General features: G+C 48.1%; 11 protein-coding genes. 5 read left to right on the forward strand and 6 right to left on the reverse strand.

What is annotated here, in order from left to right; genetic code table 11:
- Positions 1-443: 443 nt before the first annotated feature.
- Entirely contained in the window at positions 444-1,934 is a 1,491-nt protein-coding gene (gene nagE / locus NHN17_RS00710) for an N-acetylglucosamine-specific PTS transporter subunit IIBC (protein WP_255040174.1), read from the reverse strand.
- A gap of 255 nt (positions 1,935-2,189) precedes the next feature.
- On the opposite strand from nagE, the gene nagB reads away from it, so the two are divergent.
- The 5 genes from nagB to asnB all read left to right on the forward strand — a co-directional run bounded on the left by nagB (position 2,190) and on the right by asnB (position 9,188).
- Entirely contained in the window at positions 2,190-2,990 is an 801-nt protein-coding gene (nagB, locus tag NHN17_RS00715; protein WP_255040175.1) for a glucosamine-6-phosphate deaminase, read from the forward strand.
- Between the two features lie 14 nt (positions 2,991-3,004).
- Positions 3,005-4,141 carry an N-acetylglucosamine-6-phosphate deacetylase gene (nagA, locus tag NHN17_RS00720; protein ID WP_255040176.1) on the forward strand — a complete coding sequence of 379 codons (1,137 nt, stop codon included), beginning with the start codon at positions 3,005-3,007 and terminating at the stop codon, positions 4,139-4,141.
- Positions 4,142-4,143: 2 nt separating this feature from the next.
- Positions 4,144-5,358 carry a DNA-binding transcriptional regulator NagC gene (gene nagC, locus NHN17_RS00725; protein WP_255040177.1) on the forward strand — a complete coding sequence of 405 codons (1,215 nt, stop codon included), beginning with the start codon at positions 4,144-4,146 and terminating at the stop codon, positions 5,356-5,358.
- 230 nt (positions 5,359-5,588) lie between these two features.
- Positions 5,589-7,175 carry a cation:proton antiporter domain-containing protein gene (locus tag NHN17_RS00730; protein ID WP_255040178.1) on the forward strand — a complete coding sequence of 529 codons (1,587 nt, stop codon included), beginning with the start codon at positions 5,589-5,591 and terminating at the stop codon, positions 7,173-7,175.
- Positions 7,176-7,523: 348 nt separating this feature from the next.
- Complete coding sequence (gene asnB / locus NHN17_RS00735; RefSeq protein ID WP_255040179.1) at positions 7,524-9,188, forward strand: asparagine synthase B; 1,665 nt, start codon at positions 7,524-7,526, stop codon at positions 9,186-9,188.
- Between the two features lie 81 nt (positions 9,189-9,269).
- Here asnB and NHN17_RS00740 read toward each other — a convergent pair whose 3' ends face one another.
- The 5 genes from NHN17_RS00740 to htpG form a co-directional block, all read right to left on the reverse strand.
- Positions 9,270-9,809 carry an outer membrane beta-barrel protein gene (locus NHN17_RS00740; protein ID WP_255040180.1) on the reverse strand — a complete coding sequence of 180 codons (540 nt, stop codon included), beginning with the start codon at positions 9,807-9,809 and terminating at the stop codon, positions 9,270-9,272.
- A gap of 141 nt (positions 9,810-9,950) precedes the next feature.
- On the reverse strand, positions 9,951-11,255 hold the full coding sequence (locus tag NHN17_RS00745) for an inosine/guanosine kinase (RefSeq protein WP_255040181.1): 1,305 nt from the start codon (positions 11,253-11,255) through the stop codon (positions 9,951-9,953).
- Positions 11,256-11,418: 163 nt separating this feature from the next.
- Positions 11,419-12,414: a ferrochelatase gene (gene hemH, locus NHN17_RS00750; protein ID WP_255040182.1), complete on the reverse strand. Its 996-nt coding sequence runs from the start codon at positions 12,412-12,414 to the stop codon at positions 11,419-11,421.
- Between the two features lie 182 nt (positions 12,415-12,596).
- On the reverse strand, positions 12,597-13,241 hold the full coding sequence (adk, locus tag NHN17_RS00755) for an adenylate kinase (protein ID WP_255040183.1): 645 nt from the start codon (positions 13,239-13,241) through the stop codon (positions 12,597-12,599).
- 184 nt (positions 13,242-13,425) lie between these two features.
- Positions 13,426-15,324 carry a molecular chaperone HtpG gene (gene htpG, locus NHN17_RS00760; protein WP_255040184.1) on the reverse strand — a complete coding sequence of 633 codons (1,899 nt, stop codon included), beginning with the start codon at positions 15,322-15,324 and terminating at the stop codon, positions 13,426-13,428.
- Between the last annotated feature and the right edge of the window lie 157 nt (positions 15,325-15,481).

Below are 15,481 nucleotides of genomic sequence, written 5' to 3' on the forward strand. Positions count from 1 at the left end.
ATAAATATAGGGGCCGACTCAACAAATAGTGTACATTGTTTGTCGATATGAATAAAAAAACCCCGTAATAGCACGGGGTATCTAAAAGAATAGGTCGAAACTGGCAAGGTTAGCCCCGCCAATTGCAATTACAGCGTGACTGAGCGACGAAAACGCTGGCGGTCCGCACTCACTGCACGTACCTCTGCCCCCGACATCAGTCGAATATTGCCGCGCCAAACCCGGCATGCTGATTTTCATATGCAACGGCCCCCAGTACAGCACCAACCGCTGATAGCCTTCAGGGAAAACAAACATAACAATAAGCGAAAACCGCAGGCACAAACCTGAAAGGAAGGCGTTTCTTTGAAGTGTATGGTCGCAGGTGACTATTGAGTCTGATGGAATATCGGCCTCCGATTGGAGGCCGATAAAGTCGTTATCTATGACTTAAGAAAAAGTCATTAAGGCAGTTTTACCGCTGATAGATCTTCACTTGGAGAGACTTTCTTCATCTCACCAGCAACGATTTCAGCTAGAGGGCCCAGGATAACCTGTAGGTTGTTAGAACCCAGTTTAACCACACCCATTGCACCCAGTGCTTTCAATGTCTTCTCATCAGCAAGGCTGCTGTCTTTTAGCGTTAGACGTAGACGAGTAATACATGCATCGATGTTTTCTAGGTTAGATACACCACCTAGAGCAACAACGTACTGCTTAGCTAGCTCACCCGTTTCCTGAGAACCACCTGCATTCGATGCTGTTTCATCTTCGTCTTCACGGCCAGGCGTCTTCAGGTTGAACTTAACGATAACCGTACGGAAGATTGCGTAGTATAGGCCGAAGAATACTAGGCCCTGTACAATCAGCATGTACCAGTTAACCGCTAGCGGGTTACGTGTTGATAGAACCATATCAACCAGACCTGCAGAGAAACCGAAGCCTGCAATCCACTGCATTGACGCTGCGATGTATACAGAGATACCCGCTAAGAATGCGTGAAGTACGTATAGGCCTGGTGCTAGGAACATGAATGAGAATTCTAGCGGCTCAGTAACACCGGTGAAGAATGAAGCGAAACCTGCAGCAATCATGATTGATGCAACTTTATCTTTGTTCTCTGACTTAGCAGTGTGGTAGATCGCTAGCGCCGCACCTGGTAGACCAAACATCATGATTGGGAAGAAACCAGCCTGGTACATACCAGTAACACCTGGGGTTGCAACGCCTTCTGCAATTGACTTCGCGCCACCTAGGAAGTTAGGGATATCGTTGATGCCCGCGACGTCGAACCAGAATACAGAGTTCAGTGCGTGGTGAAGACCCACAGGGATTAGCAGACGGTTGAAGAATGCGTAGATCCCCGCACCTAGCTCACCCATACCCTGAATACCTTCACCGAAGCTTACTAGACCACCGTAAACTGTTGGCCATACGTACATTAGTACGAAGGCAATAAAGATACCAGCAAAAGAGGTCAAGATAGGTACAAGACGCTTACCAGAGAAGAATGCCAGTGCTTTATGCAATTCAACGTGTGAGAAGCGGTTGTAGATCTCAGCAGACACGATACCCACCAAGATACCAACAAATTGGTTGTTGATTTTGCCGAAGGCCGCTGGAACAGCGCTTGCGTCAATACCTTGAATCTGAGCAACTGCGCCCGGAGAAAGTAGTGTGGTAACAACAAGGAAGCCAACGAAACCAGATAGTGCCGCGGCACCGTCCTTATCTTTAGACATACCGTAAGCAACACCAACGGCAAACAGTACAGACATGTTATCGATGATTGCGGCACCAGCTTTAATCAAGAAGGCTGCCAGTGCACTGTTCGCACCCCAGCCGTTCGGATCAATCCAGTAACCAATACCCATTAGAATTGCAGCTGCAGGAAGCGTGGCGACTGGCACCATCAATGCTTTACCTACTTTTTGAAAATATCCAAGAATATTCACCCTTAGTTCCCCCTATGGTTTTCTTAGAATCGATTTGGATAACTTATTTTAGTTATCCGATTAAGTTACTTGCAGTTTAAGAATTTTATTTCGCCCCGCAAATTAAAAGGTCGTCATTTGTGATCTTAATCACCAGTATGGGCAATTAGCAGGCGATTTTGCTAGCTCGATCATAAAACTTATTTTATCATGCGAAACAAATGCGATATCACGCTATGATTTGACTGTAATTTAATTTTGGAATGAGGTGTCACTGTGAGACTAATCCCACTGAATGAAGCTAAAGATGTAGGTTTGTGGTCAGCCCGCTATATTGCTGATCGTATTAACAAATTTAAGCCAACAGCGGAACGTCCCTTCGTGCTGGGCCTACCAACAGGTGGCACCCCGCTAGCTACGTACAAGCGTCTTATCGAGCTTTATCAAGCAGGCGAAGTAAGCTTCAAGCATGTTGTTACCTTCAACATGGATGAATACATTGGTATCCCTGCTGACCACCCAGAGTCATACCATAGCTTTATGTTCAACAATTTCTTCAATCATGTTGATATTAAAAAAGAAAACATCAATTTGCTTAACGGCAACACAGAAGATCACGACGCTGAATGCCTACGTTACGAAGAGAAAATTAAGTCATATGGCAAAATTAACCTATTCATGGGCGGCGTGGGCAACGACGGCCACATTGCCTTTAACGAGCCCGCCTCTTCTCTTGCCTCTCGTACCCGCATTAAGACCCTGACGGAAGATACCCGCATCGCGAACTCCCGATTTTTCGATGGCGATATCAACCAAGTACCGAAATACGCACTGACCATCGGTGTCGGTACCCTACTGGATTCAGCCGAAATTTTGGTACTCGTAACCGGTCACAATAAAGCCCTAGCGCTACAAGCGGCGGTAGAAGGCTCAGTTAACCACTTATGGACAGTGTCTGCGCTTCAGCTTCACCCTAAGTCTCTTCTTGTGTGCGATGAACCATCCACACAAGAGCTAAAAGTGAAAACAGTGAAGTACTTCCGTGAGCTTGAAGCTGAAAACATCAAACATCTATAATCAAGGAGTTATTCATGTACGCGCTAACCCATTGTCGTATTTACACCGGTAGCGATGTGCTGAATAACCACGCCGTCATTATTGACGGCGTGAACATTCACGCTGTCTGCCCCGTTTCTGAACTTCCTGCTGATATTGAAATCCGCGACCTTGAGGGTGCCAATCTGACACCTGGCTTTATTGACCTTCAGCTGAATGGCTGTGGTGGAGTCATGCTCAATGATGAGATCAATGCCGACACGATCCATACCATGCACCGTGCCAACCTGAAATCAGGCTGCACCAGCTTTCTGCCAACGCTGATCACCTCTTCAGACGAAGATATGAAAGCAGCTATCGCTGCCGAGCGCGACTACCAGGGTCAATACCAAAACCATTCACTGGGCTTGCACCTCGAAGGTCCTTACCTGAATGTGATGAAAAAAGGTATCCACTCTGTTGACCATATCCGCCGCTCTGACAATGCAATGATCAACACCATATGCGAAAACGCCGATGTGGTGACCAAGGTAACCCTAGCGCCGGAGCAAAACGACCATAGCCATATTGAGCAATTGGTTGAAGCCGGGATAGTAGTATCTGCAGGTCACACCAATGCCACTTACGTCGAAGCCCGCAAAGGCTTTGCGTCAGGGATCAGTTTCGCTACCCACTTGTTCAATGCTATGACCCCTATGGCCGGTCGAGAGCCAGGCATGGTCGGTGCCATTTATGACACGCCAGAGGTCTATACCGGTGTGATTGCTGATGGTTTCCATGTCGATTATGCCAACATCCGCCTGGCCCACCGTATGAAAGGCAACAAACTTGTTTTGGTCACCGATGCAACTGCACCTGCAGGAGCAGACATGGATCACTTTATTTTTGTCGGCAAGAAAGTATATTACCGTGATGGTAAGTGTGTTGATGAAAATGGCACACTTGGTGGTTCGGCACTCACAATGATCGAAGCGGTTCAGAATAGTGTCGAACATGCAGGTATCGCCCTGGACGAAGCGATTCGAATGGCTACCCTCTACCCTGCTCGCGCTATCAGCGTTGATCAGAAACTGGGTGCCATCAAAAAAGGCATGGTTGCAAACTTAGCCATTTTTGATCGTGACTACAAGGTTCAGGCGACTGTTGTTAACGGCGAATACGAGCAGAATTAACTATGACAGGCGGACAAATAGGTAATGTTGATCTGGTAAAACAGCTGAATAGTGCAGCTGTTTACCGGCTCATCGACTTGCAAGGCCCTATATCTCGAATCCAGGTTGCTGATATCAGTCAGCTTGCACCTGCAAGTGTTACTAAAATCACCCGCCAACTGCTGGAGCGCGGCTTGATTAAAGAGGTCGCGCAGCAGGCTTCCACCGGAGGCCGGCGTGCAATTTCGCTGACCACAGAGTCAGCACCTTTCCACTCGATTGCGATTCGTCTTGGGCGCAACTACATCGAGCTAACGATTTATGATCTCAGCGGCAAGCACATTGTCGGTACAGCGCATTCTTTCCACTATACCAACGCGCAAGGACTTATTGATGGCTTGCTTGAACATATCCGCAAGTTCATTGCCGATAACCAGAATATCCTGCGCGAACTGGTTGCCTTCGGGATTACCCTACCGGGCCTGATTGATCCGGAAAGTGGTGTGGTGGAGTACATGCCACATATTGATGTCGATAACTTGCCGTTGTCGGAAATTATCACTGACAAATACGGTGTTGCCTGTTTTGTCGGCAATGACATCCGCGGCTTGGCACTGGCTGAGCATTATTTCGGTTCGAGCAAAGACTGCAAAGACTCTATTTTGGTTAGTGTCCACCACGGTACCGGTGCGGGGATCATCGTCAACGGTCAGGTCTTCTTGGGCTTTAACCGAAATGTCGGTGAGATAGGTCATATCCAGATCGACCCACTTGGCGACAAGTGCCAGTGTGGCAACTTTGGCTGCCTAGAAACCGTCGCTGCCGATCCGGCGATTATCCGCCACGTTCAAGCCCTGCTTGACCAAGGCTACCCGAGTTCACTGCAAGAGCTGGAAGATGTCACCATGCCAGCCATCTGCGAAGCAGCCAATAAGGGCGACGAACTGGCAAGCCAAGCATTAATCAAGGTGGGTAATCAATTGGGCAAAGCCCTGGCAATGACCATCAACTTGTTTAACCCCCAGAAAATTATCGTTGCGGGTAATATTACCCAAGCTAAAGATGTGATTTTTCCGGCGATTCGCCGCTGCGTGGAAACCCAGTCACTTTCGACCTTTAACAAAGACTTGCCAATCGTTGAATCAGTGCTCTACACCCAGCCGACCATCGGTGCATTTTCGATGATCAAGCGTGCGATGCTTAACGGTGTCTTGCTGCAACGCTTGCTAGAAGAGTAACGAAAACAAAGGGTAAAGCGAAAAACAAAGCAATAAGATAGCTTTTCAGATTGTTCATCCTGTTACAAAATATTAAGGGCAGACTTCAGACAGAAGACTGCCCTTCGTGTTATATTTTGCCGTCAATAAAGTACCCTCATCGATAGAGGTACATACCCAACAGCCAGTCCACACATCTAATTTATCCATATTTGGCCTGGCGAAAAACCATAAAGGAATGTCAGCCTAGCATGGAACTTATCTACATCATCGCCGCCTTCTTGGCTGGCTTTATCGCACTTAGGTGCAAGTTGCCCCCGCTCGTGGGCTTCCTTGTCGCCGGCTTTGCCCTGAATACCGCAGGCTATGAATCAACCCCGGTATTATCGACCCTGGCTGATCTCGGTGTAACACTACTGCTTTTTACCATCGGCCTAAAGCTCGATGTCAAAACCCTGCTAACCAAAGAAATTTGGGGGGGGGCCACCCTGCACAACCTGCTTACGACCGGCCTGTTTACCCTCGCTTTACTTGCCCTAAAGCAACTAGGGGTTGGTATGATGGCAGGTCTCGATGTGGCGCAAATTGCCTTGCTTGCTTTTGCTCTGTCGTTCTCCAGTACCGTATTTGCCATCAAGGCACTACAGGAAAAAGGCGAGCTCAACGCAACTTACGGTACCCTAGCCATCGGGATCCTGGTTATGCAGGATATCTTCGCGGTGCTTTTCCTGACCGTGTCGACCGGTAAGATCCCTGAAATCACAGCCCTTGCCTTGTTTGCCCTGCCACTGCTGCGCCCTTCGCTGTTTAAAATCCTTGACCGTGCCGGGCACGGTGAAATGCTGGTGCTCTATGGTATTTTCCTCGCGCTAGTCGCCGGTGCCGGCCTGTTTGAATTCGTCGGAATGAAGGCAGATCTCGGCGCGCTGATCATGGGCATGATGCTCGCTGCCCATCCCAAATCATCAGAGATGTCAAAATCGCTGTTCAACCTTAAAGAGCTATTGCTAGTCTGTTTTTTCCTCAACATTGGCTTGGCAGAGCAGCCGACGCTCGACGGATTACTGATGGCACTGCTACTGATGCTCATGCTACCGATCAAGGGGATTTTGTACTACGTTATCTTTAATTTGTTCCGATACCGGGTCCGCACCTCCCTGCTCGGTACCCTGACTCTGTTTAACTACAGTGAATTTGGTCTTATCGTCGGCGGTCTCGCCTACAAGATGGGGATGCTTCCAGGCAGCTTCTTGGTCGCTATCGCGATTGCGGTCTCCCTCTCATTTCTTGTTGCCGCCCCGCTCAACAGCTTGGGGCATCGCCTGTACAAAGGAGCCTCAAAGTGGCTCAAGGAATTTGAACCTGAAAAACTCAATGTCAGTGATCGCCTGATTGATCTGGGAAATAAGCAAATTCTGATCTTGGGGATGGGCCGGATTGGCAGTGGGGCCTATGACGAGCTGGTTGCAACCTACGGCAATAAGATCATCGGTGTCGAGGCCCGAGAAGACTCTGTTGAGCTACACCAAGCTCAAGGCCGCCATGTCATTCACGGCGATGCAACTGACTCAGATTTTTGGGCCCGAGTGATCTCCAAGCAAAATATCCAGCTGATCCTACTTGCCATGCCGCACAGCCAAGCCAATAATTTTGCCCTCGAGCAAATCCGTGAGCGAAATTACCAAGGCCAAATCGCCGCTATCGCCAAATACAGTGATGACGAAGAAGAGCTCAAAGCACTAGGAGTCGATGCTGCCTTCAATATTTACCATGAAGCCGGTAGCGGTTTTGCCCGTCATGTATGTGAACATTTGACGCCACAAATTAAGTCGAACTAATTTCACCTCTTCACGGTAAAACGGCAGCTTCGGCTGCTGTTTGTTTTTGTGCGCAAAATATCACCCACAGTTAACTTTCATTCGGAATTTGGCGTTAATTTTGAATATTATTCATCATCAGCTCTTTTTATTTATTGAATTGAAATTGATGGTTGCAATTCATTGTTGAATACGCAATTTTAACAATTAACAAAAGGACAGCGATGATGTGGACAAGACTGCCTAGCACATAACAAAGTGCTAACGCATCAGAAATGCAAACCTATACAAATATGGTTATGCACTCCGCCACGCTGATTCCGGCAATTTTCATGGATAGCAACATTTAGTAATTTTGGGGTAGGTAGTATGTGTTCAGTATTTGGGATCCTAGACATCAAGAGTGATGCAACGGCATTACGTCAAACCGCATTGGAAATGTCTAAAAAAATGCGCCATCGCGGACCTGACTGGTCTGGCATTTATTCATCGGATAAAGCCATTCTTGTTCACGAACGTCTGGCTATCGTCGACCTGAACAGCGGTGAACAGCCTCTTTACAATGCTGATAAAACACATGCCCTTGCGGTAAATGGTGAGATCTACAACCACAAAGAGCTACGTGCTGAATTTGCCCCAGACTACCCGTTCCAGACCGAGTCTGACTGTGAAATCATTCTGGCGCTATACAAAGAGAAAGGCCCTGAGCTACTTGATTACCTCAACGGTATTTTCGGCTTTATCCTGTACGATGAGCAGGAAGATGCCTACCTGATCGGCCGTGACCATATCGGCATCATTCCGCTATACCATGGCTATGACGAGCACGGTAACTACTACGTAGCCTCAGAAATGAAGGCATTGGTTCCGGTTTGTAAATCAATCAGTGAATTCCCTCCTGGCCACTTCCTATGGAGCAAAGCCGGTGAACCAACCCGCTACTACAAGCGCGACTGGATGGAATTTGATGCAGTGGTTGACGCCAAGACGGATAAAGTTGCGCTGACCGATGCATTGGAAGGTGCGGTTAAACGCCAGCTAATGACTGATGTACCTTACGGTGTACTGCTTTCCGGTGGCTTGGATTCCTCTGTAATTTCAGCTATTACCAAGAAATTTGCCGCTCGCCGTATCGAAGATAACGAAGAGTCTGATGCTTGGTGGCCAACCCTGCACTCCTTCGCCATTGGCCTAGAAGGCGCACCGGACCTAAAAGCAGCCAAGGTTGTTGCCGATAGCATCGGCACCGTGCACCATGAACTAACTTATACCGTTCAGGAAGGTCTTGATGCTATCCGTGATGTGATTTACCACATCGAGACTTACGATGTTACCACCATCCGCGCATCGACTCCGATGTACCTGATGTCACGTAAGATCCGCGCAATGGGTATCAAAATGGTACTGTCAGGCGAAGGTGCCGACGAAGTTTTCGGTGGCTACCTGTACTTCCACAAAGCGCCTAACGCTCAAGAGTTCCATGAAGAAACGGTCCGCAAGCTACTCGCACTAAACATGTTTGACTGCGCCCGTGCCAACAAATCAATGGCAGCATGGGGCATCGAAGCTCGCGTTCCTTTCCTCGATAAAGAGTTTCTGGAAGTGGCTATGCGCCTTAACCCAGAAGACAAGATGTGTGGCAACGGCAAGATGGAAAAACACATTCTGCGCGAGTGTTTCGGCCATTACCTACCAGAATCGGTTGCTTGGCGTCAGAAAGAGCAGTTCTCTGATGGCGTAGGCTATAGCTGGATTGACTCCCTGCGTGAGGTTGCTGAAGCCAAAGTGTCTGATCAACAGCTTGAAACAGCGAAGTTCCGCTTCCCATACAACACACCAACAACCAAGGAAGCTTACGTGTACCGTGAGATTTTCGAAGAGCTGTTCCCACTCGAAGATGCAGCTAAATGTGTGCCAGGTGGCCCATCAATCGCTTGCTCTAGTGCCAAAGCCATCGAATGGGATGAGAGCTTCAAGAACAGCGCGGACCCATCAGGCCGAGCGGTGGCTGCCGTCCACAACGAAGCTTACTAACCCCACCGTCTAGTTTTATGGTGTGATATAAAAAAACGAGAGACTTGGCCTCTCGTTTTTTGTGTTAACTGGCTACGCAAACTAGAAGTAGAAGCGTGTACCAAAGACAAAGCGAGTGAAACTATCTTCGAGGCCATCTTTCGTCACATTGATATCATCCGTCGCGATGCTGTAATTCACCTCGGCACTTATCGCTACATGTGGGTTAACAAAATACTTAATCCCGCCTGCAAATTTAAGCGTCATCGCAGTCGCATCTTCAAAGTCGAAGTCAAAATCACCATCACTCCCTGACAGGTTTGCGACTTGGGCTGCTAAACCCAAATATGGCACCCAGTTAGTGCTATTGGTAAAGTTATACTCAGTAAAAGCACCTAGCTGGAACTGCTGTGAGCTGTCACTCATGCTTACATCCAACACGCCACCGATTTCCCAATCTTCACGAATAAAATAGCCATAGGATGTGTTAAGGACAAACAGATAGTCATCAACATAGTCAAGGTCTAGACTACCTTGGAGGCCAAACTCTTGTGTCCCCTGCTCCAAAGTAACCCCTGCTAACGCTGGCGTTGCCGCCCCCAACGCTAATAATGTTGCTATTGCCACTGCATGCTTCTTCATGATTATTCTCTCCTTGTTGTATGCTGCAAAATAATCATAGATGCTAGAGCAAAAAGTTACTAAATTGTTTCATTATCTTTGTGACACAAAAAAGGCCAACTTACGTTGACCTTCTTTTTCAGCGTCTATTGGCACTAAAACTTAGCGTTCCCAATATGCTTCTTCCAGGCTGTCTTCACGCTCAGGCAGGCCACGAGACAGACGCGGAGAATGCTGCGCCAATACTTCGTAGCTCACTCGGTTCGAGTACAAGCAAACCTGTGAGAAAGACGAGTAAGTCAGGAAATCAAACTGATGCTTGCTCGACTTCGGTACATTGTCTTTGTGGTAACGGTTCGCAGACATATCGTGCAACAGTGCAGACAATGCACCATCACCGGCACCGTTGGTGTTCTTGATACGTTCAGGGCCACCCATATATGGGGCAATGTGAGAGTACACCTTGATCGGGGTCTGACACTCTGATTTCAGCATTGGGCGGCTGAATTCGTAACGGTTGAACTCAGGAATTTCACCCGGTAGCAACGGTAGGCTGGTTTCACGCTTGGCTTCATCTTCAGTGTAGCCAGCCGTGTAAAGACCGACAGGGCCTGCAGTGCAAAGCACCAAATCAACCCACTCAAGGGTTTTTTCAGAGGCGATCAATGGATCAGATTCACCGGTCAGGGCTTCGGCTTCATCTTCGTTCATCGCAACAACCGTCACATGATCACGAAGGAAGTCACGCCACCACTGTGGATCATCCTCAATCACAAACTTGGTCCCCAATGTCAGAACGACAGGTACATCATGCTTCTTGGCGTATTCAATGGCCTGCATGGTAGCTGCTGGCATTGGGTCGCCGTCTTTACAACGTACCAGGTAAGCGGTGAGTACCAAGGCTGAAGCGCGTTTAAACACATCTTCCGGAATGCTGCTTGGGTCAAGCTGGTTCATGCGCCCTTCGTTGATCGCGAAAGTGCGCTCGCCTTCTTTAGAGATCAGAGCGAAACAACGGCCGATAGGGCCATTGACCGGTTGCAGGTGGTTCATATCCATACGGCTTGATGTGTTGCACAGATAACGATAGGCATAGCTGCCAATTTCGATATCTTTACTCATCACACCCAATAGGACCGATTTATCATCAGCCAACACCGAGTAGTTATGGAGGGTATTACCGATAGTACCACCAGCGAATTCATGGCTGATCAGTTCTTTTTCTTTCAGCTCACGGTATAGCGCTTCAGCTTTCTCATCGGAGATCACCAACGAGTGACCTTTACTTAGCTCATAGCGTTCCAGGAATTCATCTTCGACGCATGCTTCAATATCAACCAGTGTCTGGTCAATACCGACAATATGCGTGCGTGTTAATCGCTTGTCTTGCTTAGCTTGACTAAGAAGGGGATCACGAGCATGGACCGGGAAATAATGCTTCGATTTGCGTTGGCCTGGAAATTTCATGTCAATGAGCTGTCTGTTGAGAAATTTTTGCGAATTCTATCACAGAATATAGAACAAAAAAGAAAAAGCTCTCACAGAATGTGAGAGCTTTGTAGCTAATCAGGAAAGTTATCCATACAGGGCGTTAAGCTATGGCGACACTCGGTCGCTATTAGGTTAATCCCTACCAACCTTGGCTATGTTGCTTTACCAGCGAAGCCATTAATTTGATATGGTCTGGGCTGTCATTCAGGCAAGGGATCAAATTGAAACTCTCCCCGCCGGCTTCAATAAAGACCTCTTTGCACCCTTCGGCGATCTCTTCCAGCGTTTCTAGGCAGTCCACCGAAAATGCCGGGCAAATCACATCAAGACGCTTCACGCCTTTTTGAGCCAACTCTCGAATCGTCCCTTCAGTATAAGGCTTGAGCCATTCTTCACGGCCGAAAATAGACTGATAGCTCATACTCATTTGCTCACGCGGCATGTCGAGTTGTTCAGCCAGCAGAGCCGTGGTGCCATTACAGTGTTCAGGATACGGGTCGCCATTGTCAGCATAGCGCTTTGGTATCCCATGGTAAGAACACAGCAGATAATCAGCCTTGCCGTTCTCTTGCCAAAAATCAGTAACAGATTCAGCCAGCGCTGAGATGTAATCAGGATGGTCAAAATAGTGGTTCACAAAGCGCAACTCGGGGATCTCCGCCCTCGCCTTAAGCACCTTCGCCACTTTATCGAACACCGCCGCAGTGGTGGTACGTGAGTACTGCGGGTATAAAGGAAGCACCAATACGCGTTCGCAGCCCTGCTGCTTGAGTGCATCAAGGCCATCGAGCATACTCGGACTACCGTAGGTCATGCCCAACTCAACGGGTACTCCCAGGGAGTCTTGCAATGCCTGCTGCTGACGTTTCGAATACACCATCAGTGGAGAGCCTTCATTCATCCATACTGACTGGTACAGCTTGGCAACTTTCGGCGCGCGGACAGGCAAAATTACCCCGTGTAAGATCGGACACCATAGCCAACGGTTCATATCAACCACACGATGGTCATGAAGGAATTCAGATAGAAACCGCTTCACTCCAGCCGGTGTTGCTTCATCTGGTGTTCCCAGATTAACTAGCAGAACCCCATACGGGCGGGTTTGATTATTGTTATCTATGTTTTGCTCGCTCATATCATCCTTCACGCTAACGGCGGTAATGGCCGATCAAGTCAACTATGGGTTGATATAACTGTATCAGTTTTCTTTTCAGTCGGTTATACCTTATCAGATAATAATTAGATCATTTTTCTGCAATAAAAAAGCGGGCTGACCCAATGGCCAGCCCGCTTGAAAACTTGCTAAGCAACGTGCGATTAAGCCAGTGCTTTTTCCAGCTCTGCGCTTACTGTTGCTACAGGTTGAGTACCGTCAAATTTAAGGTACTTAGTGTTGCCTGCGTCTGCTTCTTTGTTGTAGTAAGCAATCAAAGGAGCTGTCTGCTCATGGTATACACCTAGGCGAGCACGTACAGTTTCTTCTTTGTCGTCATCACGAACAACAAGATCTTCACCTGTTACGTCGTCTTTACCTTCAACCTTCGGCGGGTTGTAAATTGCGTGGTAAGTACGACCAGAAGCTAAGTGGGCACGACGGCCAGCCATACGCTCAACGATCACGTCGTCAGCTACGTCAAATTCGATCACGTAGTCAACTTCAACGCCAATTTCTTTCAGGCCATCAGCCTGAGGAATTGTACGTGGGAAGCCGTCAAGCAGGAAGCCTTTTGCACAGTCGTCTTCAGCAATACGCTCTTTAACCAGACCTAGGATGATGTCGTCTGACACAAGCTGGCCAGCATCAATGACGGATTTCGCTTGTTTACCTAGCTCAGTACCTGCCTTGATTGCCGCACGTAGCATATCACCAGTAGAAATCTGTGGAATACCAAATTTCTCCATGATGAATTGTGCCTGAGTACCTTTACCTGCACCTGGAGCGCCCAGAAGAATGATGCGCATCTTGTTCCCCTTTAGATTTGAATGGAGTTTTCAAAGAAGTGAAAAATACACTGATTAAGCCGTAGTCGCAAGCCCAGTCCCTGACTGGGCTGCGATTACATGCTGTATCAGAATACAATTTGACACCGGTAGCTGGCGATTAGACCTTCGTCATACCCTACTCCGGCGCTATTTTTCCCTTACATTAGCCAAGCAGTTTATTCACCGCGGCAAGGAACTGGGATGGATCGTCCATCGTGCCCTTCTCCGCCAGCATCGCCTGCCCCAACAACATTTCCACCCAACGGCCAAAGACTTCCTCGTCAGCTTCATCAGCCATCTTAATCACCAATGGGTGCTCCGGGTTCAACTCAAAAATGTATTGGACTTCTGGTGCGTCATGGCCTGCAGCAGCCAAAAGTTTCGCCATTTGGGTACCCATCTCATTTTCATCGGTGACCACAACAGCTGGAGTGTCTTTTAGCTTGAACGTAGTACGTACGTCTTTCACCCTTTCGCCAAGGTACGTTTTGCTTCGCTCAACTACCGATTGGAAGGCTTCTTCTGTTTCCTTGCGTTTCTCTTTCTCTTCTTCCTGTTCAAAGGCAGACAGATCAAGGTCGGCTTTGGTGATCGCTTGGAATGACTTACCGTCGAATTCTGGCAGATGGCCCATCAACCACTCGTCGATGCGATCATGCATTAGCAGCACTTCCAACCCTTTGCTGCGGAACTGCTCTAGGTGTGGGCTGTTCTTCGCCGCGCTGAAGCTGTCAGCCGTCAGGAAGTAAATTTTATCCTGACCTTCTTTCATCCGCTCGATGTAACCAGAAAGCGAAACAGTCTGCTCAACGGTTTCGGCATGGGTTGAACTGAAGCGAAGTAGCTTGGCGATCTTCTCGCGGTTAGTGAAATCTTCCACCGGGCCTTCTTTCAGTACCTGACCGAATTCATTCCACAGCGTTTGGTATTTGTCAGCGTCTTTGCTCGCCAAACGCTCCATCATGGTCAGAGCACGCTTGGTACATGCCTTGCGCAGTGACTGAGTTACCTTGTTGTCCTGTAGGATTTCTCGCGATACGTTCAGCGGTAAATCGTTCGAGTCAATTAGGCCGCGCATAAAGCGCAGGTAAGACGGCATAAACTGCTCAGCGTCATCCATAATGAAGACGCGTTGAACATACAGTTTCAGGCCGTGCTTGCTGTCGCGATTGTGCATATCCCAAGGCGCTTTCGATGGGATATACAGCAGGCTGGTGTAATCCTGCTTACCTTCAACGCGGTTATGACTCCAGGTCAACGGCTCGGCAAAATCATGGGATACATGATTGTAGAATTCTTTGTATTCTTCTTCAGAAATATCTGACTTATTGCGGGTCCAAAGCGCTTGCGCTTTATTGATTTGCTCCCACTTACGACCTGTTTCCTTCCCTTCCTCGTCACGCTCAACGGTTTGGATATGAACAGGAATACCGATATGATCCGAGTATTTGCCGATGATCTCACGCAAGCGGTGCTCACTCAGGAATTCCTTCTCGTCTTCACGAAGGTGAAGCACGATTTCGGTACCTCGGCTCTCTTTTTCGATATCTTCAATCGTGTAGTCACCTTCACCACCCGACTGCCATGACACCGCTTGATCGGCTGCAACACCCGCTGCACGGGTATTCACGGTCACGGAATCTGCCACGATAAAAGCAGAATAAAAGCCGACACCGAATTGGCCAATCAGCTGAGAGTCTTTCGTCTCATCTTCGCTCAGCTTGGCGAAGAAGTCCTTAGTACCTGACTTGGCAATCGTACCCAGGTGCTCAATCACATCATCGCGACTCATACCGATGCCATTGTCACTGATGGTTAGCGTACCAGCCTGCTCGTTGAAAGATAGCTTCACGCCAAGCTCGGCATCATTTTCATACAAGTCTGGCTGAGATAGTGCACGGAAACGCAACTTATCTGCGGCATCGGACGCATTAGAAATCAACTCGCGCAAAAAGATCTCTTTGTTGGAGTACAAAGAATGAATCATCAATTGCAGCAGCTGCTTCACCTCAGACTGAAAACCACGGGTTTCCTTGTTTTTATGGATAGTGTGTTCGCTCATTTCAACTCCGAAACTTGTATCAATAAACATTCAGGGGTCTAAAACAGCCGCATACCTGGTGCTGCATCCCTTTACATTTCACTTTAAGCAAAGTGTCTGAGTATATAGATGTGGCCAAACGCATCAATTTCAACCTAAAATGCAGCTTTTATGTTTT

Origin of the sequence: Photobacterium pectinilyticum (assembly GCF_024357955.1) — a bacterium.
GTDB lineage: Bacteria > Pseudomonadota > Gammaproteobacteria > Enterobacterales > Vibrionaceae > Photobacterium > Photobacterium pectinilyticum.